The organism is Sphingomonas insulae (genome assembly GCF_010450875.1).
GTDB classification, from domain to species: Bacteria; Pseudomonadota; Alphaproteobacteria; order Sphingomonadales; family Sphingomonadaceae; genus Sphingomonas; species Sphingomonas insulae.
Window position 1 is genome coordinate 1,594,296 of record NZ_CP048422.1, and the last position, 17,063, is coordinate 1,611,358.

17 protein-coding genes and 1 pseudogene are annotated in these 17,063 nt (G+C 62.1%); 7 read left to right on the forward strand and 11 right to left on the reverse strand.

Annotated elements, in window-relative coordinates:
- Positions 1 to 392 precede the first annotated feature (392 nt).
- From GTH33_RS09100 to GTH33_RS09120, 5 genes are all read left to right on the forward strand, one after another.
- The gene (locus GTH33_RS09100; protein WP_163958139.1) at positions 393 to 818 is read left to right on the forward strand and encodes a LexA family protein; all 426 of its coding nucleotides are present in this window, start codon (positions 393 to 395) and stop codon (positions 816 to 818) included.
- On the forward strand, positions 815 to 2,083 hold the full coding sequence (locus GTH33_RS09105) for a Y-family DNA polymerase (RefSeq protein WP_163958140.1): 1,269 nt from the start codon (positions 815 to 817) through the stop codon (positions 2,081 to 2,083). The genes GTH33_RS09100 and GTH33_RS09105 overlap by 4 nt, the downstream gene beginning before the upstream one ends.
- 520 nt (positions 2,084 to 2,603) lie before the next feature.
- Complete coding sequence (locus GTH33_RS09110; RefSeq protein ID WP_249055053.1) at positions 2,604 to 4,676, forward strand: S8 family serine peptidase; 2,073 nt, start codon at positions 2,604 to 2,606, stop codon at positions 4,674 to 4,676.
- A gap of 91 nt (positions 4,677 to 4,767) precedes the next feature.
- Positions 4,768 to 5,349 (forward strand): hypothetical protein, encoded by a 582-nt coding sequence (locus tag GTH33_RS09115; RefSeq protein WP_163958141.1) that lies wholly within the window; start codon positions 4,768 to 4,770, stop codon positions 5,347 to 5,349.
- 109 nt (positions 5,350 to 5,458) lie between these two features.
- On the forward strand, positions 5,459 to 6,085 hold the full coding sequence (locus GTH33_RS09120) for an SOS response-associated peptidase family protein (protein ID WP_163958142.1): 627 nt from the start codon (positions 5,459 to 5,461) through the stop codon (positions 6,083 to 6,085).
- Between the two features lies 1 nt (position 6,086).
- Here GTH33_RS09120 and GTH33_RS09125 read toward each other — a convergent pair whose 3' ends face one another.
- Complete coding sequence (locus tag GTH33_RS09125; protein WP_163958143.1) at positions 6,087 to 6,482, reverse strand: hypothetical protein; 396 nt, start codon at positions 6,480 to 6,482, stop codon at positions 6,087 to 6,089.
- Positions 6,483 to 6,742: 260 nt separating this feature from the next.
- On the reverse strand, positions 6,743 to 7,030 hold the full coding sequence (locus GTH33_RS09130) for a hypothetical protein (RefSeq protein WP_163958144.1): 288 nt from the start codon (positions 7,028 to 7,030) through the stop codon (positions 6,743 to 6,745).
- A 539-nt stretch (positions 7,031 to 7,569) separates the two neighbouring features.
- On the opposite strand from GTH33_RS09130, the gene GTH33_RS09135 reads away from it, so the two are divergent.
- A complete protein-coding gene (locus tag GTH33_RS09135) occupies positions 7,570 to 8,349 on the forward strand; it encodes an EAL domain-containing protein (protein ID WP_476749624.1) in 780 nt (259 codons plus the stop codon).
- Positions 8,350 to 8,361: 12 nt separating this feature from the next.
- Here GTH33_RS09135 and GTH33_RS09140 read toward each other — a convergent pair whose 3' ends face one another.
- From GTH33_RS09140 to GTH33_RS09150, 3 genes are all read right to left on the reverse strand, one after another.
- Positions 8,362 to 8,541 (reverse strand): hypothetical protein, encoded by a 180-nt coding sequence (locus tag GTH33_RS09140; protein WP_163958145.1) that lies wholly within the window; start codon positions 8,539 to 8,541, stop codon positions 8,362 to 8,364.
- Between the two features lie 70 nt (positions 8,542 to 8,611).
- Positions 8,612 to 8,854 (reverse strand): hypothetical protein, encoded by a 243-nt coding sequence (locus GTH33_RS09145; RefSeq protein WP_163958146.1) that lies wholly within the window; start codon positions 8,852 to 8,854, stop codon positions 8,612 to 8,614.
- Between the two features lie 67 nt (positions 8,855 to 8,921).
- Complete coding sequence (locus GTH33_RS09150) at positions 8,922 to 9,740, reverse strand: putative antibiotic biosynthesis monooxygenase (RefSeq protein WP_163956797.1); 819 nt, start codon at positions 9,738 to 9,740, stop codon at positions 8,922 to 8,924.
- A 135-nt stretch (positions 9,741 to 9,875) separates the two neighbouring features.
- On the opposite strand from GTH33_RS09150, the gene GTH33_RS09155 reads away from it, so the two are divergent.
- Positions 9,876 to 10,109 carry a YozE family protein gene (locus GTH33_RS09155; protein ID WP_208404187.1) on the forward strand — a complete coding sequence of 78 codons (234 nt, stop codon included), beginning with the start codon at positions 9,876 to 9,878 and terminating at the stop codon, positions 10,107 to 10,109.
- Positions 10,110 to 10,689: 580 nt separating this feature from the next.
- On the opposite strand, the gene GTH33_RS18005 is transcribed toward GTH33_RS09155, so the two are convergent.
- The 6 genes and pseudogenes from GTH33_RS18005 to GTH33_RS09175 all read right to left on the reverse strand — a co-directional run bounded on the left by GTH33_RS18005 (position 10,690) and on the right by GTH33_RS09175 (position 16,979).
- Positions 10,690 to 11,346 (reverse strand): substrate-binding domain-containing protein, encoded by a 657-nt coding sequence (locus GTH33_RS18005; protein WP_208404186.1) that lies wholly within the window; start codon positions 11,344 to 11,346, stop codon positions 10,690 to 10,692.
- A complete protein-coding gene (locus tag GTH33_RS18010) occupies positions 11,291 to 11,641 on the reverse strand; it encodes a helix-turn-helix transcriptional regulator (RefSeq protein ID WP_249055054.1) in 351 nt (116 codons plus the stop codon). The genes GTH33_RS18005 and GTH33_RS18010 overlap by 56 nt, the downstream gene beginning before the upstream one ends.
- Before the next feature lie 21 nt (positions 11,642 to 11,662).
- Positions 11,663 to 11,848, reverse strand: a pseudogene (locus GTH33_RS18420) (LacI family DNA-binding transcriptional regulator); the annotation flags it as partial.
- A complete protein-coding gene (locus GTH33_RS09165) occupies positions 11,848 to 12,966 on the reverse strand; it encodes a pectinesterase family protein (protein WP_243848430.1) in 1,119 nt (372 codons plus the stop codon). The pseudogene GTH33_RS18420 and the gene GTH33_RS09165, both read right to left, overlap by 1 nt.
- The gene (locus GTH33_RS09170; RefSeq protein ID WP_163958147.1) at positions 12,963 to 13,928 is read right to left on the reverse strand and encodes an alpha/beta hydrolase; all 966 of its coding nucleotides are present in this window, start codon (positions 13,926 to 13,928) and stop codon (positions 12,963 to 12,965) included. Before GTH33_RS09170 ends, GTH33_RS09165 begins: the two co-directional genes overlap by 4 nt.
- Before the next feature lie 69 nt (positions 13,929 to 13,997).
- Positions 13,998 to 16,979, reverse strand: a complete 2,982-nt coding sequence (locus tag GTH33_RS09175) for a TonB-dependent receptor (protein ID WP_163958148.1) — start codon at positions 16,977 to 16,979, stop codon at positions 13,998 to 14,000.
- Positions 16,980 to 17,063: the final 84 nt, after the last annotated feature.

Here is a 17,063-nt window from a genome sequence, read left to right on the forward strand (position 1 = left end):
CGTCCGCGCCAACGCCCCGTCAAATGACGATCATGTCATGACCGGGATGGTAGCTCGCGTGGCCAGTCCTTCGCATGATTATCGCCTTTCCTAGCGACGCGGACGATCACTGCCGTAAGAGCAGGACCGACGATACCAACCCGCCGATTGCCAGGAGGCCGGATGAATTGATCGCAACGTCCGCCTGGAGCGCGGACCGTCGGCCGACTTTGAGCCTGATGCGGGCACGATGCTGATGATGGCGGGCAGGGGCGGCGTGTTCCTCGAGGTGCATGGCCGGTTTAACGCTGATCGCCTGACCATGTTCAGCGTCCTGCGGCGAAGCGCATCGGATTCCCTGTTCCTCTTTCGTTCCGACGGGCGTTACAATGCGCTCAACCGAGGGAATCGAGATGACCACGCTGCGGCTGCACGAAATACCGTACGAACTGGTGCAGCGCGAGGTGCCATTCTTCCTGTGCCGCACACCCGCTGGCTTCCCGTCACCCGCACAAGACGACATGGAAGAGCCGATCGACCTTGGCGCCTGGCTCGTCGAGCATCCTGCCGCCAGCTACATCATGCGGGTGGACGGTCAGTCTATGGCGGGCGCCGACATCAACGATGGTGATCTCATCGTCGTGAACCGCGCAAAGACGCCGCGATCTGGCGCCATCGTTGTGGCGCTGGTGCATGGCGACCGGACGTTAAAGCGTCTGCGCCACATGGACGGTCGGTACTGGCTGATCCCCGAGGCAGAGGGCTATTCGCACATCTTGGTCGATGAGCATGTCGAGATCTGGGGCGTCGTGGTGGGTGTCGCCCGCAAGATGGCATGACCACGCCGATCGCGCTGATCGATTGCAACAACTACTACGTCTCGTGCGAGCGGGCATTCGACGCCAGCCTCGTTGGTGTGCCGGTGATTGTCCTGTCGAACAATGACGGCTGCGCCATCGCGCGCTCGGCCGAAGCGAAGGCGCTGGGCATCAAGATGGGCGATCCTATCCACCATCTGCGCGACAAGGTGCGGCAGCATCGCATCCGTGTCCTGTCATCGAACTACACGCTCTACGGCGACATGCAGCGCCGGGTGATCGCGGCATGCGAGGCGTTCGCCCGCGACTTCGAGATCTATTCGATCGACGAGACCTTCCTCGACCTCGCCGGCTTCGAGGATCGCGATCTGGTCGCCCACGCACACGAGATGCGGGATCAGGTACGCCAATGGACGACGATTCCGACCTGCGTGGGCATCGCCGAGACCAAGACGCTGGCGAAACTCGCCAACGCCGCAGCCAAGAAGAACCCAGGCTTCAACGGGGTGGCTGATCTTCGTGACGAGGGCGTCCGGCATGAGGTAATGCATGCCTTCCCGGTCGGGGATGTCTGGGGCGTTGGCGGTGCCACGGCCCGCAAGCTGACCGATCTTGGCATCACGACGGCTGGGACGTTGCGCGATATGCCGATGAAGCAAGCGCGTGCGGTCGGCACGGTCGTGCTCGAACGTCTTGTCGCCGAGCTGCGCGGTGTCCCGTCGGCCGCCGTCGAGATGGTCGCGCCCCAGCGTAAGGGCATGGCCGTGACGCGGTCCTTCGGGACGCCGGTGACCACGTTCGACGGGCTGATGGGCGCGCTCAGCCAATATGCCCTGCGCGCTGGCGAGAAGTTGCGACACCACGGCCTCGTCGCCGCCAGGCTGACCGCCTTCTTCCATACCAACCGCCACAAGCCCGACCGGCCGCAATATGCCGGGTCGCGCACGGTGACCTTGCACCCGATGACGAATGACAGGCTTGAACTGATCGCCGCGGCGCGTCGCGGTGCTGAACGGGCGTGGCGAGACGGTTACGCCTACACGAAGGCGGGCATCATGCTCGACGACCTAATCGCCGCGGACATGCGACCGCGAACGTTGTTCGACGAGGACACTGGCAAGCGCGATCGGTTGATGAGCGCGCTCGACGAGATCAACGGCAGGTTCGGCAAGTGGACCGCTGTGACGGCATCGCAGGGGTTCAGGCGCGAATGGAAGCTCCGGTCAGAGATGCGGTCGCCAGCATGGACGACTAGCATCGCCGAGTTGCCTACCGTGAAGGCATAGCCGGCAATTCGCGAAGGATAGTCGACGCAGAAAATGACCGCTGCGCCATGCCAGAAGTAAGGATGCGTAAACCGAAGTTCGTAACGCTGCCCCAATTTTCCTGCGTGTATCCCGCAGGTCGAATATCGGGGGCTTAAACAATGAAGACTGGTGGGCGGTTGCTGTGCGGCGCTGCTGTGCTTGCGCTTAGCGCATGTGGCGGCGGTGGCGGCGTGAACTCGTCGGGATCGGTAGCTCCTAATGGCCCGATCAGCGGCTCTCCAAATGCTACACCTACACCTACTCCTACTCCGGTTGTGACGCCGACTCCTTTGCCGACACCTGCACCGACACCGACGCCTGCACCGACTCCAACGCCAACTCCGGCGCCTGCGCCCACCCCGACTCCAACGCCAACTCCGGCGCCTGCGCCCACCCCGACTCCAACGCCAACTCCGGCGCCTGCGCCCACCCCGACTCCGACGCCTACTCCGACCCCGACCCCCACCCCCACCCCACGGAGCCGGTATACTCCGCGCCGGTGGCGCCGCCGCCGGGCTACGTGATCACGCCGTCAGACAAGCAGCCGATCCGTTCGGTAAACGACACCGCCGAGTTCCGCCGCAACTACGGTGCGAACGAGTTCATGGGCGCGCTCTACGCGCTCGATTCCAAGTTCACCGGCCAGAACGTGAAGGTCGCCGTCATCGACGACGGCGTGGTCAACGTCAACGGCGAGCTCGACGGCCGCATCGACATGAACCTGTCCAAGGACTTCGGCTACTTGATCGCGGCCGACGGCACACGCACCAAGCGCAATGAGCTCGGCAGCTCCACCTCCGACCACGGCACGGCGGTCGCGAACGTCCTCGCGGCCGCGGCGAACGGCAGGGGCACGATCGGCTATGCGCCCAATGCGACCATCGTTGCGCTGCGCGTCGCCGACTGGGACGAGAAGACGCAGGCCGAGCAGCTCTGGCACACCGACGAGGCGATCCTCTACGCCGCCAACAACGGCATCAAGATCGTCAGCAGCTCGCTGGTCGGCGGCAGCGCGAACTGGACCGCGGCGACAACCCGCTTAGGCGCGACGGGCGGCCTGCTGGTCAACTCGGCGGGTAACTTCGGGGCCGCCAATCCGTACAACGCCGAGTGGGTGAACGACGAGAACCGTAAGGCGGTCCTGTTCGTGGTCGCGCTCTCGCCAGCCCTCAACTCCTATCAGATCGAGAGCTACTCGAACAAGGCCGGCACCATGAAGGACCGGACCGTGGCGGCGATCGGCTCGAACGTAACGACGAAGGTCGACGGCTCCATCGGGGTCTTCTCCGGCACCAGCTCGGCAACGCCGAGCGTGGCGGCGCTCGCAGCCGACATCCTGTCCAAGTGGCCGCAGTTGACCGGTCAGCAGGCTGGCGACGTCATCCTCAGCACCGCCAAGGATCTGGGCGCGCCCGGTTCTGACGAGATTTACGGCATGGGCCTCGTCGACTTCAAGGCGGCGCTGGCTCCGATTAATCCTAAACTATCGAACGGCACCACCCAGAGCAGCGTCCAGACCTCGGTCATGAGCGTGCCAACCGCGATGGGCGCGGGCTCGCTGCAGACGGCGCTTTCCAACGTCACCGTCCTTGACGACTTCGGCCGCGACTACACGGGTTCGGTCGCCGGAATGGTGATTAAGCCGCAGCTGGCCGCCGACCGCCGCATCGAGCGCCGCGTGCGCCAAATGAACAGCCACGCCGACGTCTCGTTCGGCGGGTTCTCTGGCAGCTTCGGCTACGCCACCAACCGCTTCGGCCCGGGTGCCGATCAGGTGCGCACCGAGGCGATGGCCGGCAGCATGGCCTTCGTGCACGGACAGGACGGCTTCCACGCCGCCTGGAACTCGTCGGATTCGCTCCAATCGGACGTAATGGGCCTCGCGCCTTTCGCCGACGGCGTGCTGGCGTACGTGCCCCAGGCAGACACCAGCTTCGGCTACGATCGCTACATGGCGGGCGGCAAGCTCGGCCTGATGATGTCGTCAGGCCGTAGCTTCGGCAGTGCGGCCAACGCGGTGACGGTCGGTTGGTCGACGTCGCACACTGACATGCGCATTTCGTATATTGACGAGAGCGGCTCCATCATGGGCATGCCCACGGGCAAAGGCGCGCTGCGTCTTGGTCGCGGTGCCCGCACAATGATGATCGAGGCGCACCACAGCTTCGGCATCGCCGAGGGCTGGAACCTAGAGAGCTACGGCTCGCTCGGCATCACCCGCCTCAAGATCGATGCGGCGTCGCTGGTGACCGGCTCGACCGGCATCCTCGGCTCGCGTTTGGGCTTCCAGGCGACCGGCCAGATGCTCGGCGGCCTGCTGTCTTTCGGCGTCGCTCAGCCGCTCTCGATCGAATCTGGTTCGGCGAAGCTGACGTACGGGACAGGATATGACCTGACCAACCAGTCGCTGGTCTACCGTACCACCAAGGCAAGCCTTGCAGGCGAGCGCCGCCTGCAGCTGACCACCGGCTACTCGACCGGTGGCGTACGGTCGTCCTTCCGCATCGGAATGATGCAGGACATCGCAAACGGTTCCACTAGCGCGCTCGCCGGCTGGAACGCGCACTTCTGATCACCACTGTCCAATTGCCAATCCGAGTTTCACGATCAACCAAAAGCGATGATCTAGAACTCAATGGTCTTACATCCCACGAGGAGTCATTATGGAAAAGTTCGTTGCGATGGCCTTGCTTCTGTCGGCTGCAAGCGGCGCGTCAGCTCAAAGCTTCTTGTCTAAAGCGAACGACTTCTTGGGTCGCGTGAACGGCACTATGCGTGGTGCCGCGAATGGGCAGGTAGCCAAGATGTCGCCGATGTCTATCAATCAGCAGAGCCCAGAACAGAAAGCCGCTCAAGCCCAAGCTTTGGCATTACCGTTGCAGGCGCAAATTGCAGCGGATAGAGCAGAAGCGAAGCCTTTAATAGACAAACTCGTGATGACAAGCGCCTGCTCCACCGACAACAGCGCTTGGAATAGTATTAACCGTCAAGCAGAAAAGCCTTCAACGTGGTCGGCTGACTTCAAGGGCGCCTCCGCAGTGGGCAGCATGAAGTATCATTCAAAAAACCGTTGCGTTGACGTATTGCGCGTCTCGAAGTGGGAGAAGCCGGCTAAGAACGCACTGAACTTCACGGTTTACCTAATTTCAGCGCAGAGCGACGAAGCCGTGCATCAGAACTTTGCACTTATAAAGGACGATGGTGGTGAGTGGCTCGTCCGTTCTATTGGCGATGCGTTCATGTAAGTAGCTTGGCGCTGGGCCTCTGTCGCCGCATTGATGATCGGTGTCATCGCGGCGACAGTCAGCGTAGCGTCCAACTTGTGGTCGGCTATCAGCTGGATAGAATGGTCTGATGTGCAACCGCGCCCGCCTATGCAGCGAACCGGAAACCCTGTTCGAGCGCTTCGGCGCGAGCTGGGCGCAGAACGTCGTCCGGCCGAACAAGGATCCGCACGAGCTATACCCTGACGAGAAGGCGTTCGTCGTCCGCGAGGAACGCGACCGGCGCGTCGTCGACGTCATGCTGTGGGACGTGCTGGGCGGCGCTGGCAACTGGTTAATGACCAACGTCCGCAACCTCGGGCTGCCGCAGTGGCGCCGACTTGCTGAAAAGCCGGAGAACCGGTGCCTCGTGCCGCTGACTGAATTCTGCGAATGGACACCTGACCGCCACCAGGTCGGAAAGGGCAAGCCGATCAAGGGCGAGATGTGGTTCTCAGTGCCTGACCTGCCCGTATTTGCGGTCGCCGGCTTCTGGCAGCAGACGGCGAAGGGGCAGGGGTTCACGATAGTGACCTGCGATCCGAATGAACTCGTCGAGCCGATCCACCCAAAGGCTATGATCACGATCCTGCATGAGGCGGATTGGAGCCGATGGCTACGTGACAGCTACGACGATGTGGTATCGCTTCAACAACCGTGCCCGGCTGACAAGATGACGGTGCGGGGACCGGTGTTCCCGACCCGCAGCAAGACCTAGGTCACCGCTGCGCAAGACGCTCCAACGACAGCGAATGCCCCGCGGGGGTCGAGCCTGTAAGCTGCGGGTCGAGTTCACCGGCGTTGATTGCCGCTTCGAAGGCGTCGAGCATCGCCGGAATCTCTCCCACCTGCCAAAACGTGACGGCCTGTCCGCCAATCACCATCTGCTGGCCATCCGGACGGGTAGGTGTAAATGCCACGCGCCCGGCGTCATCAGCTGCGAGCCACTGGCCGCCAGTCTGCGTCGACTGGTTCCTGTCGAACGCAGTTCGGGCCTGACGCAGCTTGTCGAGCAATGCCGACCGCTCCGTATTCGAGTTGATCGGATCAGCGGCAACCGCAGCAACAGAACCGACAGCGCTGGCAGCACCATCAACGACATCTTTGAGTGACATATCCAGGCTCCGTGTCCGCGCGCATGATCGCACTGGGAAGGCTCAAGCGGACGGGACGATCCGCAGTTCCCGCCATTGCCACAATTAGGCAGTCTCTTAACGACCGGCCGGCTGGGCCTTGGGTGGTTACCAAGTGCTAACCAAGCTGCCTTATGACACTCAGGTGAGCCATCCGGCCACACGGACAGCAGGACGGTCCCGATCGCACGCGTATCTGGTGATCGGGGCCGTCTTGTCCCTCAAGGCTCGCTTCGTAGGTGTCACCCGCCGAAAGCAGGCGCCTCGTCGAGCATTTCGCCACCGTGAAGCATGGCGCTAAGGATGTCCGTCACCTTGGCATATCCGTCGGCCGTCAGTTCCAAGAAACAACCTCGCTGCTCGATCAGCCCAGCTGCAGACAGGGCGTTGACCCACCGCTTCCTAACCTTGCTGGACATGTTACCGAGCGGATCAAGACCATCAGCCTCGACGCACCGGGATGCTTCTTCAGCCACGAAAAGGCTGAACAACAGGTAGGCCGACGTAGATGGGGCGAAGCCCGGCGGCATGTGTGAAGCGATAGCTGATGCTTCGAAAATTGCGCGCCTGGCGGTCTGGATCAGACCGACTGGATCGCCTCTTCTGGCGGCGTCTTGCACACTTAGGTCCCCAGGCATTCACGCTCCCGCCTTTTTTCCGGAGGTTGGAACCCGCTTCTCAACTCCGTCAACTGCCATCATGTGTTGTTTCGTTGCTCGAACGTTCGATCATTTGCATGCCCATCGTGCTGGAGCAGCCTGTCGCTGACATACGCGACCACGCACTCTGCTGATCGACCATTCACTGATCCAATGACTTGATGTCCGGTAGGTCAGTCAGCGCGTCCAACGCTTCGCTGACGAGTGCAGCTACCGCATGTGCCTGCAACGAGTCCGCCTCAACTAAGGCGTCCTCTAGATGCTCCTGCAGTCTTTGACGCTGGCTTAGAATGCGCTGGGGCATATGAGCATGGGAACACGTACGCCGGCGCAAGGCAAGCACAGCAACGGAATTACAGAAGGCTGCTTGATTCACAAAGCCTTAGCATCGTCCGATTAGCTTTTTAGCCATGATGAAAGAAACGGAAACAGGCTGTCAGGGCTGTCGGTCGGACCATCAGGTGTTCGACATCGCCATGGCGTTCCAGCCGATTGCCGATGTCGAAACTGGCCGACCGTTCGCGTTCGAGGCGCTCGTGCGGGGAGCCGATGGCACTGGCGCTGCGGAAGTCTTGACTTCGGTCACGCCTGAGAACCGCTATGCGTTTGATCAGCAGTGTCGTGTCGCTGCCATCGAAGGCGCGGTGGCCGCCGGGATTCTCAAGACCGACGCTCGGCTGTCGATCAACTTCCTACCCAATGCCGTATATTCGCCCATGGCGTGCATCCAGTTGACCCTCAAGACTGCTCGATCGAGCGGCTTTCCTACGGATCGCCTGATCTTCGAGTTCACGGAGAACGAGGAGATGGCAGACACCGATCACGTAAAGAGGATCGTCGAGACTTATGCGAAGATGGGTTTCGGAACCGCGATCGACGACTTCGGCGCTGGTCATGCTGGCCTTGGCCTGCTCGCGAAGTTCCAGACCGATTACATCAAGCTCGACATGGATCTGATCCGCGGAATCGAGCAGAGCATGCCTCGCCGGATGATCGTCGAGGGAGTAATCCGCATCGCGGAGGCACTCAACATCACCGTCATCGCCGAAGGCATAGAAACTCTCGCCGAGTACGACATCCTTCGCGCACTTGGCGTGCGGTATATCCAAGGCTATCTTCTTGCCCGGCCGGGCTTCCGCTGCCTTCCGGCAGTTATCATGCCTTCCGAGAGTATTGCCGCCGTCGCCTAGCAACTCACAAGGTTATTGCTCAAGCGGATCTTTGACGACGCCCTTCAAGTCCTTCGCATTCAGATCCTCCTGGGGATTGCCGACATCCTTGTTGTCGCCGTCAGCATCACCCGACTTCTCCATCGTCAAGCGGATGCATTCCGCGCGCCTCGTCCGAGCCCCCTGCGGCGTCTCGCGCGTGCTGTTGATCATCGGCCATATCGCTTCCTCCCGTTGTGGAGGCTCAACGGTCTGGCAGCCACATCGGACCCGGCCGGGCTGGCTATCCCGCCACGTAAGGGTGCTGCGCCCGGACAATGTCGACCGCCTGGCTGATGGCCTTCTTGTCATCGGCTCTTCCCGATGGTGTGACCTGCCAGTTCGAACGGACGTTCGTCGCGATCGGCAGCTTCTCGACCACGCCGACCTTCGTCGCCCAGACCTCTTTCGTGCCGCCCGCGGCACCGGTCAGCAGCGTCGCCAGCAGATCGCCAAGTTCTTCGGGCCTGTGGATGTGATTCGCCATGACGAAAGCATCCGCCTGCCGTCCTGGAGATTCGAATCTGGGGCTGGCTGGAGCGCCGCCTCGCGCGTCAGCCTGGTTCCTTTCGCAGATCTCCGCGCTCGTTCTGCATCATCCAGAACCTTGACCAGCCGCGCACGCGGGGCAGGATCAGCCACGTCAGCGCCGATGTCAGCAAGACCGATGATATGACCTGCTGAACGACGCGCGGGACGTTGGGCAATACCCATCCAATGACGCTGCTGACGATCAGCAAGGTCGGCACGACGCCCAGCCACGTCACCAGCGCCGTCTTCCACTTCTTCGCCGCCACCTCGCTTGGCAGGTCGAAGCACATGATCGCACCGCTGTCGTTCTGATCCAGCCCGACCGAGAACGCATCCGCCTCCGACGCCAGACCGGCATAGGGTTCCTGCTCGGACCAATGCTTCAACGCAGCCGCGTCGGCGAACTGCAAGACAAGGTGATGAAGCGCGCCAGCCTGATCGAGACGCACAGCGGACACGAAGTGCTCATCGACCTGACCCGCAGCGATCACGCACGCTGCCCACGGGTCGTATGCCTCCTCATGTCCTGGCCGCATCACGCGGCTGATGACGAAGGCGGCTGGCGAGGGAGGCGAGCTAGGCATACGCAGCCTGACCCTTGAACGCCTGGCGAGTTCCCGCAGGCGATGCATCTCTCGGAGCACTACCGACAGGAGCAGTTGCCGTTCCTGCTTGGCCGTCAGTGCCAACCGTGCCTCCTGTGCCGCGCCGACGGCCTGCCAGTAATGAACCGTTCCGAACCGTTCAGCCTCTTCGAATCCACACGGTGCCCATTCCTCAGTCGGATAGCAGGCGTCGTAAATCGCACGTGCGGCTCCACGGAGCTGGAAATCGTGCTCCATGCTGGGGCTTCTGTTGCTCTCGATGCGCCGGGCGCCCGGCGATGGCCAAGGCTACGCCGATCCCGGATCTATTCGCAAGAACATTGAATGAACAAACAATCAGTGGCAGGCGGCGGCCGCGATGGAGACATGCATATGATCGAGCAGAATGACGATGATCGGCTGCAGGTTGCGTTCGGCCGATGGCTGCTGACGCAACGGAACCGCGGCGACTGGGTGGACGGCATCGCCGAAGCCGCTCGCGCCGATCGCACCTTTCCGCGCGAGGGCGACCCCGAGGCTGTTCGGGCTCACCTCCGCAAGCAACAGGCCGATGGCGACGCCTTCGCCGCAATCGACGATGCGGAGAGCGACTGGATGGCGGTCTGATCGATGATCGGCTTGATGTTGGCCGCCTCCGCGCTACCGGCATTCAACTGCGAAGTCGTGTGCGTTCATGATGGCGATGGCCCCTTATGGTGCCGATCGTGCGAGGGGGTGCGTGTCGCCGGCATTCAGGCGCCTGACTCCGAGAGCGTCGAACCGTGCCGTCGACCAGCACGACTGGTCAGATATACTTTTGACGATCTCGCCGCCGGCCGGAGCCAGCAGATCGTCTCTTCGCAGGTCCAAGGTGTACGCCTAGCCTGCCAGCCGACTGACAAGAGCTACAGCCGGCTTGTGGCACGTTGCACCTTGCCGGATGGACGGTAGTTATCCTATTCGGCCAGTCCCGCAGGTGCCGCTGTCAGATGGGTTCGGTATTGACGGGAGTATCGGATGGGGCAGTGCCGCCGATCGAGCGATACGAACCTGGGCATTTGACTCATGACATAAATGCACAAATGTCATGAGTTGGATCTGGTTGTTTTTGGGGGAAAGCGGCCCGTCCGCTTTCGGGTGGGCATCTCGGTGCCCCGCCATTGGCTCATAGACGATCTGAGTTGCCGCCCGCAAACTAAGGGCTGGCTTACCTTATTTCTCTGTTGCGATTAGATGAAAAAATAGATTCTTTTTGAAAAACCATGCCAGGATAAGTGTCAGACTGGCGTAAAATTAAAGTCGGTGGTTCTAGGCTATCAGCCGCGCTAACCTCGTTGCCGATGCAGGCCAGTAATTTACTTGTCGCAACACGTCCCATTGCCGCGACAGGCAGACGCACCGACGTAAGATTGGGCCAAACCCTTGCCGCCATCGGGAGATCGTCGAAGCCTATGACCGAAAGATCGCGGGGTAGGCTCAATCCGCGCTCTCTTGCCGCCTGCATCACGCCCAAAGCCATATCGTCATTCAGGGCAAAGACGGCTGTTGGCGCGGCGGCAAGCTCAAGAAGGCGATGACCAGCAGAGACTCCGCTCTCGAACGTATAGGCTCCTTCAATGTCATATGCCCCCGCGACGTCGATCCCGCGTTGAGCCAGCGCGGCCACGAAGGCGTCGCCCCGTTCGCGAGACGAACGGAAGCTTGCGGGTCCTCGTACCAGTGCGATCACGCGATGTCGTAGTGCGAGGAACCTTTCTGCCGCCTGGCGCGCGCCAATATGATCTTCGCTTACCACCATGACCGAAGCATCATCCAACGCCGTACAGGCGATGCGGATATAAGGGCATCCGGCATCCCGAAGCATGGCTATCAGCCGTTCGTTCTCTGATAGGGGGGGGAAGAATGACACCGGCTAAGCGCTGCCGTTCGATAAGGGTTTGCACATCCTTCACGAAGGTGGCGCTATCCCCCTGGCAGGGATGGACTAGCAGTTCCATGCCCGCCGGACGCAGTATGTCGAGAATGCCTAGCTGGATGTTCATGACATAGGTCGAACTCGGATTCTCGTAGATGAGTGCGACGAGAAAGGATCGACCAAGCGCCAGACTGCGAGCCTGCGGGTTTGGGCTGAACCGGAGTTCACGAATGGCGGTGTTCACGCGCTCGATCGTTGATTGGGTGACCCGCGGCTCTCGATTGATCACTCGCGAAACCGTCTTTTTGGAAACTCCTGCCCGTTTCGCAACATCGGTAATCGTCGCTCGTCTATGAGGTGGGGACCCGGGCCTAACTTCATGCTTCAGCCCGATTGGCTCCGCCAAGGACGAGCGTCGCCTCTCATCGAGCGAAAGAGACGACGGAGCCATTAACGGCTATCGCTCTCTCGCCAGCCGTCGAAGAAAATGCCCTTGATCGCGCGGATGTCGCCCAGACCTTGCCGAGGCATGCCGATGTCTCGCCGCTTCGCGCCGGGTCCCGTCGAGCCTTGTTCGAAGAAGCGCGAATCCTGCGGGCGGAAAACATCGGTCATGGTGCCGTCGCGCGCCGTGCCCTTCATGCTGGTCCAATGATCGGGTGCGATATGGGCGTCCATGTAGCAGTCGATGAAGGACGTCTGGCCGACAGCTTGCGGGTTGGCGTAGCGGCCGTCTGCAAATCGCGTGGTCGGGTGCCACGGTCTGGCCAGGGCTACGGACCCGTCGGGCACACCCGGCTCCCGTGTCAGGCGCGATCGATGGATGACGATCCCCATCAATTGATCGAGCAGCGTCGATGGGGCCGCGATGAAGGATTGAAACGGCTCCTCCCGTGTGTCCGCCGAGCGCCGGCGCGTGCGGATTTCGGATCGTTCGATCAGCACCATGCCGTTGCCGAAAATGAAATCGATATTGCCCGCGACTAGGCTGTCTTCGATATGCAATCGCTTGCCGTTCGCGAACAACGTGTCCTGATAGCCCAGCAGCGCGCTGTCTCGTACGGCTATGCGGTCACTGTGGATGTCGGCCAGAAACGCAACGGCTTGCGGATTGCCGATTTTATTCTTGTCGCCCTCGGGTAGAGCGTCGTTCGTCCAGTAATCGTAGTCGTTCGCGATGGTCATTCCTGTCACGACGACATCGCTGGCATCGACGGTGAGCGTCGCCGAGCCGGGTGTTCCCCAGCCATTGCGGTGATAATGCCCCGCCGTTTGGGCGACGGCGTCGAAGTGCAGTCGCGTGCGCGCCGAACCACTGCCGATCAACCGCACCTTGTCACGCGCGACCGTCACTTTCTCGCGGAAGTCGCCCGGTCCGATGCGGATCGTCACCCAATCCCGGCCCGATGCGCCTTGCGCACTCGCCAGCGCTGCACCGATGGTGTCGAAGCAGCGCGCCGCAGCCGCGCACGCATGGCTTACCCGAATATCCCTCGGTGCGGCTGCGGCTAGTGACGGCAACCCCAGCGCGAGCGGGAGCGCAAGCGCGCTTCGGAGCATCATCTTCATTGGGGCTTCCCGTGCCTTCGGCCGACATCGACCGTGTGGAGAAACGTCGTGATCTGCGCGACCGCTTCATCGAGATAGGGTTCGAACAGCCAAAAGTCGTGCGGCGCCCGGGGGTAGGAGTAGGTCGTCGTCTTGATGCCATGGCGTTGTAGTACCGCGACGACCCGGTCGCGACCCGCGGTAAAGCGGGGCGCTCCGCTGCTGACGATCAGCGTCGGGGGCGATGCCGGACCTACATGGCTCGCGGCGCTCGCATCGCGCCACCGGCCAGGGATCTGCTCGAACGATCCGCCGAGCCATTGCGCCAACGGGGATTGCGGTCCTGCGGCATTCTCATATTGCAGCGCCAGCGGCGTCGTCGCGTCGAGTACGCCGTCGAGGTCGATCAGGGCATTTGGGGGCACGAACGGCCGACCTGCGGTGGCTGTCCGGTGGTACGCCAGCAGCGATGCCATCTGACCGCCCGACGACGCGCCACCGATCGCGATACTGTCGGCATCTAGCCCGTAGCGCTTGGCCTGACGCTGCGCCCAGGCCAGTGCGTCCGCGATGTCGTCCATGCCCGCAGGATAAGGCTCTTCGGGCGTCAGGCGGTACTCCGGCAAAAAGATGGTGAAGCCGCGCTGCGCGAGCAGGTTGGCTAGCGCGTAGAAATGCGCCTTGCTGCCCGATCGCCAGGCACCGCCATGGACGAGCACGAGACCCTGCCGCGCCCGGTGCTTCAACGGCGGAGCGAAGACGTCGATGTGCAGGTCTCGTGAGCCAAGCGACTTGTAGATGAGGTCGTACGCTATGGTCTGGCCCGTCCGCGGTGCGATCACAGGCATCGCGATGCCGGGATATTGGGTTCGATACCCCTCGAACCGCCGTGCGACCGTGTAGCTGTCGTCGACGACATGATCCGCGTGCGCTGGACAGGCGATGCTCACCACCAGCGCCGCGAGCAATGCCGGGGTCTTCATACGATACGATCCCTCCTTTCCCATGCCTCTGGGGAAAGGGTCGCCATCTGGATGGCGACCCGCTCGCGTTCAGAATTGATAGCGCGCACCCGCCAGGATCGTGCGTCCCGTTCCGGTATATTCGCGGGTGAGATACTGCGTACCGTCACCGGTATCGTAATAGCGCTCGCGCTGGTTGTTGACGTTCACGCCCTGAACGTTGATCGCCCAGCGTTTGGTGATGTTCCAATAGGCCGATACGTCGAGCTGGGTCGATCCCGACTTGCGCGCTTCGAGGTTGCCGTTGCCGGCAGGCGACGTCAGCAGATAATCGTCGCGATGGTTCAGCGATGCGCGGATGCCGCGGGTGCCGGTGTCATGATAGGCCGTCACGTTCCACGAATTGGGCGACAAGCCGGTGAGGTCGCGCCCATCGACATAGGTGTAGTTGGACGCGATGCCGAAATCAGCCAGGTCCTGGCTGATGATTGTGAAGGGCACGTTGGCGGTAAGCTCGATCCCCTTCACGCGGTTGCCGTCCGGCGTGTTGACGACGGTCGAGAAGGTGTACGGTACCTTGGCGGGATCCGCCTGGTATGAGGGGCTGTAGCGAGGATCGGCGTAGATCGCCGCCCAATATTGCTGCGGCACCGACTGTGTGACCACTGCGGTCGTCAGCGAGCTGATGATATCCTTGTAGAACACCGCAGCACTCAGCAAGCCGCCTTTGGCGAAATACCATTCGAGGCCGAGATCATAGTCGTTCGACAGATAGGGCTTGAGATAGGGATTGCCGAGGCCGCTGACCGTGCGCGTGTCGTAGCCGAACTGCGGGCCCGCAATGTTCAACGCGCTGAGCGAGGGCCGGGTCATCGACCGGGCGTAAGCGGCGCGGGCGAGGAACGACGGCGTGAACTCCACCACGGCGTTCGCCGAGGGCAGCCAATTGCCGTAATCGTGATCGACTCGCACGCCCGAGCCTGCGAGCGTCGCGCGGGAATCGACGCCGGTGCGGACGTAGCGCACGCCCGCGTTCAGCCGCAGGGCCGTCGACCCGAGATCGAAGCGGTCGTTGGCCTCGACATAGCCGCCCGTCGTCTTTTCGATGACCTGCCAATCGGCGCCGACGTTGTCGACATATTGCCCCGACAGCAGCCCGGATTGACCGATCGCGGCGAAATCGATCACGGCGAAGGTCGGAAGCCCGCCCTTGATGACGCCGGATCCGAAGTGCGGGATCGGAAACGCCTTTAGATATTGCGAGATCGGCCTGATCGTGGGGCTCGCCCCATTGGCTTCGCCATAGCGGACGAGACGGCGATTATAAGAAAAGCCGGCCTTGAGCAGCAGGTCGCCGCGGCTGAAGGTCAGGTCCTCGCGCGTCGTGAAATTGTCCTTCACGATCGCGTTCAACCGGTTCGCGGCGGTCAGGGCATCGGTGTAATTGCTGGCGTTGTTGGGATCGTAGGTACCGAACGACACGGTCGGAACATCGATGCTACCGCCGTAGTCGTAGGAATAGGGGTGTGGGATCGAGTGCAGGTAGAACCGTAGCTCGTCGCGATCCGCAGTGTTTCGGGCGGTGCCGACCAACGCCTTGAACGACAGGTCGTCGGTGATCTTGTAGTCGAGATCGCCGACATATTGCTGGAACGTCGAGCGCGATGTCTGGTGTCGATTCTCATACCAAGACGTCACGTCGTTGAAGCTTGCCGCGATCAGCTCTTTGCCGTTGGGCGACACGGTGAAGGCGACCGGTGTCTGCCCGACCTGATTGCCGGCCGGACCATGAGTCAGCAGCCATTCCATCGAATTGTAATTGTAGCGGTCGTTCTTCAGCCGCGAATAGAGCACGCTGGCCGTGATCGTCATCCGCTCGATCGGCTGAAGCTGGAGCGACCCGGCGAGGCCCAAGCGCGACTGATCGTTGCCGAAGAAGTCGGCACGCGGCAGGCGTGGCGCATAAAGGCAATCGAGCGGGTCGGCGGCGCCGCAGGGCTTGGGCGTGCCAGTGACCTTGGGGTTGGTGTCGGCCCATGAATCTCCGTTAACCTGTGGACTAGTCCACAGGACGCTCGAGCGGCCTTCCTGGTAGACCGTCCGCTTCGAGTAGGCGGCCGACAGCAGGACGCCGATCTTTCCGTCGAGAAAAGTGTCGCTGAAGACGGTGGCGATGCGCGGATCGACCTTGCGCGTCACCGTATTGTAGCTGCCTTGCGCGGAGACGACGACATGGGCGCCGGGACGATCGAACGGCCGCCCGGAATAGAGATCGATCGTCCCGGCGATGCCGCCTTCCTCGGTCGAGGCGCGTTGCGTCTTCTGCACGTCGATGCGGTTGAAGAGCTCGGAGGCGAAGACGTTGAAGTCGAACCCGCGGCTGGAGTTGACGGTGAAGCCGCCAGAATCAAGACCGTCGGTGCTTGCGGGCACCTCCATGCCGTTCAGCGTCGTGCGGGTGAAGTCGGGTGCGAAGCCGCGCAGGGTTATGTTGCGGCCCTCGCCGCCTTCGCGACTGATCGCGACGCCGGGCACGCGCTGGATCGACTCGGACAGGTTCAAGTCCGGCATCTTCGCCATGTCCTCGGCGAGGATCGACTCGGTCAGGTTCGGCGCTGCCCGCTTTAGGTCGAGCGCCTTTCGAAGGCTGGAGCGAAAGCCGGTGACGACAATGTCGTTCGCGTCGGCGCCTACGGCAGTGTCGGCATCCTGTTCGGGCGAGGCCATCGTCGTGGCGGCTTGCGGGCCGGCTACCGGTTCGGCGGGGTTGTCGATGGTAATGACGTAGGTCTGGCTTCCCGTCCGGCGTGCGGTCAGTCCCGTGCCGGCAAGCAACTGCACCAAAGCCTGATCGACCGTCATGACGCCGCGGACGGGATTCGAGTATCTGTTTTGCGTGAACTCGCGGGAACCGATGATCTGGATGTCGGCCTGGTGGCCGAACACGGTGACCGCGCTTTGCAGGGGCTGTCGTGGAACGTCGAACTTCTTCGTCTCGGCATATGCCGGCGCTGCTGCCGCCAGATACACTGCTGCTGATGCCAGCCAGATGCTAGCCCGCCCCATCCCCATGTTGGCCTCTCCATTCGTGCAGCTTTGTTGCTGCTGATGACCTAGAGACCGGGCCGGCGCCAATCCTTCCACCGCCCTCCAAAA

Excerpts from the sequence above, each read along its gene's own strand:
- GTH33_RS09100 (WP_163958139.1), top strand. The coding sequence starts at position 393 with ATGACCACGCTGCGGCTGCACGAAATACCGTACGAACTGGTGCAGCGC.
- GTH33_RS09105 (WP_163958140.1), top strand. The coding sequence starts at position 815 with ATGACCACGCCGATCGCGCTGATCGATTGCAACAACTACTACGTCTCG.
- GTH33_RS09115 (WP_163958141.1), top strand. The coding sequence starts at position 4,768 with ATGGAAAAGTTCGTTGCGATGGCCTTGCTTCTGTCGGCTGCAAGCGGC.
- GTH33_RS09120 (WP_163958142.1), top strand. The coding sequence starts at position 5,459 with ATGTGCAACCGCGCCCGCCTATGCAGCGAACCGGAAACCCTGTTCGAG.
- GTH33_RS09125 (WP_163958143.1), bottom strand. The coding sequence starts at position 6,482 with ATGTCACTCAAAGATGTCGTTGATGGTGCTGCCAGCGCTGTCGGTTCT.
- GTH33_RS09130 (WP_163958144.1), bottom strand. The coding sequence starts at position 7,030 with ATGCCGCCGGGCTTCGCCCCATCTACGTCGGCCTACCTGTTGTTCAGC.
- GTH33_RS09135 (WP_476749624.1), top strand. The coding sequence starts at position 7,570 with ATGATGAAAGAAACGGAAACAGGCTGTCAGGGCTGTCGGTCGGACCAT.
- GTH33_RS09140 (WP_163958145.1), bottom strand. The coding sequence starts at position 8,541 with ATGATCAACAGCACGCGCGAGACGCCGCAGGGGGCTCGGACGAGGCGC.
- GTH33_RS09145 (WP_163958146.1), bottom strand. The coding sequence starts at position 8,854 with ATGGCGAATCACATCCACAGGCCCGAAGAACTTGGCGATCTGCTGGCG.
- GTH33_RS09150 (WP_163956797.1), bottom strand. The coding sequence starts at position 9,740 with ATGGAGCACGATTTCCAGCTCCGTGGAGCCGCACGTGCGATTTACGAC.
- GTH33_RS09155 (WP_208404187.1), top strand. The coding sequence starts at position 9,876 with ATGATCGAGCAGAATGACGATGATCGGCTGCAGGTTGCGTTCGGCCGA.
- GTH33_RS18005 (WP_208404186.1), bottom strand. The coding sequence starts at position 11,346 with ATGCTTCGGGATGCCGGATGCCCTTATATCCGCATCGCCTGTACGGCG.
- GTH33_RS09165 (WP_243848430.1), bottom strand. The coding sequence starts at position 12,966 with ATGAAGATGATGCTCCGAAGCGCGCTTGCGCTCCCGCTCGCGCTGGGG.
- GTH33_RS09170 (WP_163958147.1), bottom strand. The coding sequence starts at position 13,928 with ATGAAGACCCCGGCATTGCTCGCGGCGCTGGTGGTGAGCATCGCCTGT.
- GTH33_RS09175 (WP_163958148.1), bottom strand. The coding sequence starts at position 16,979 with ATGGGGATGGGGCGGGCTAGCATCTGGCTGGCATCAGCAGCAGTGTAT.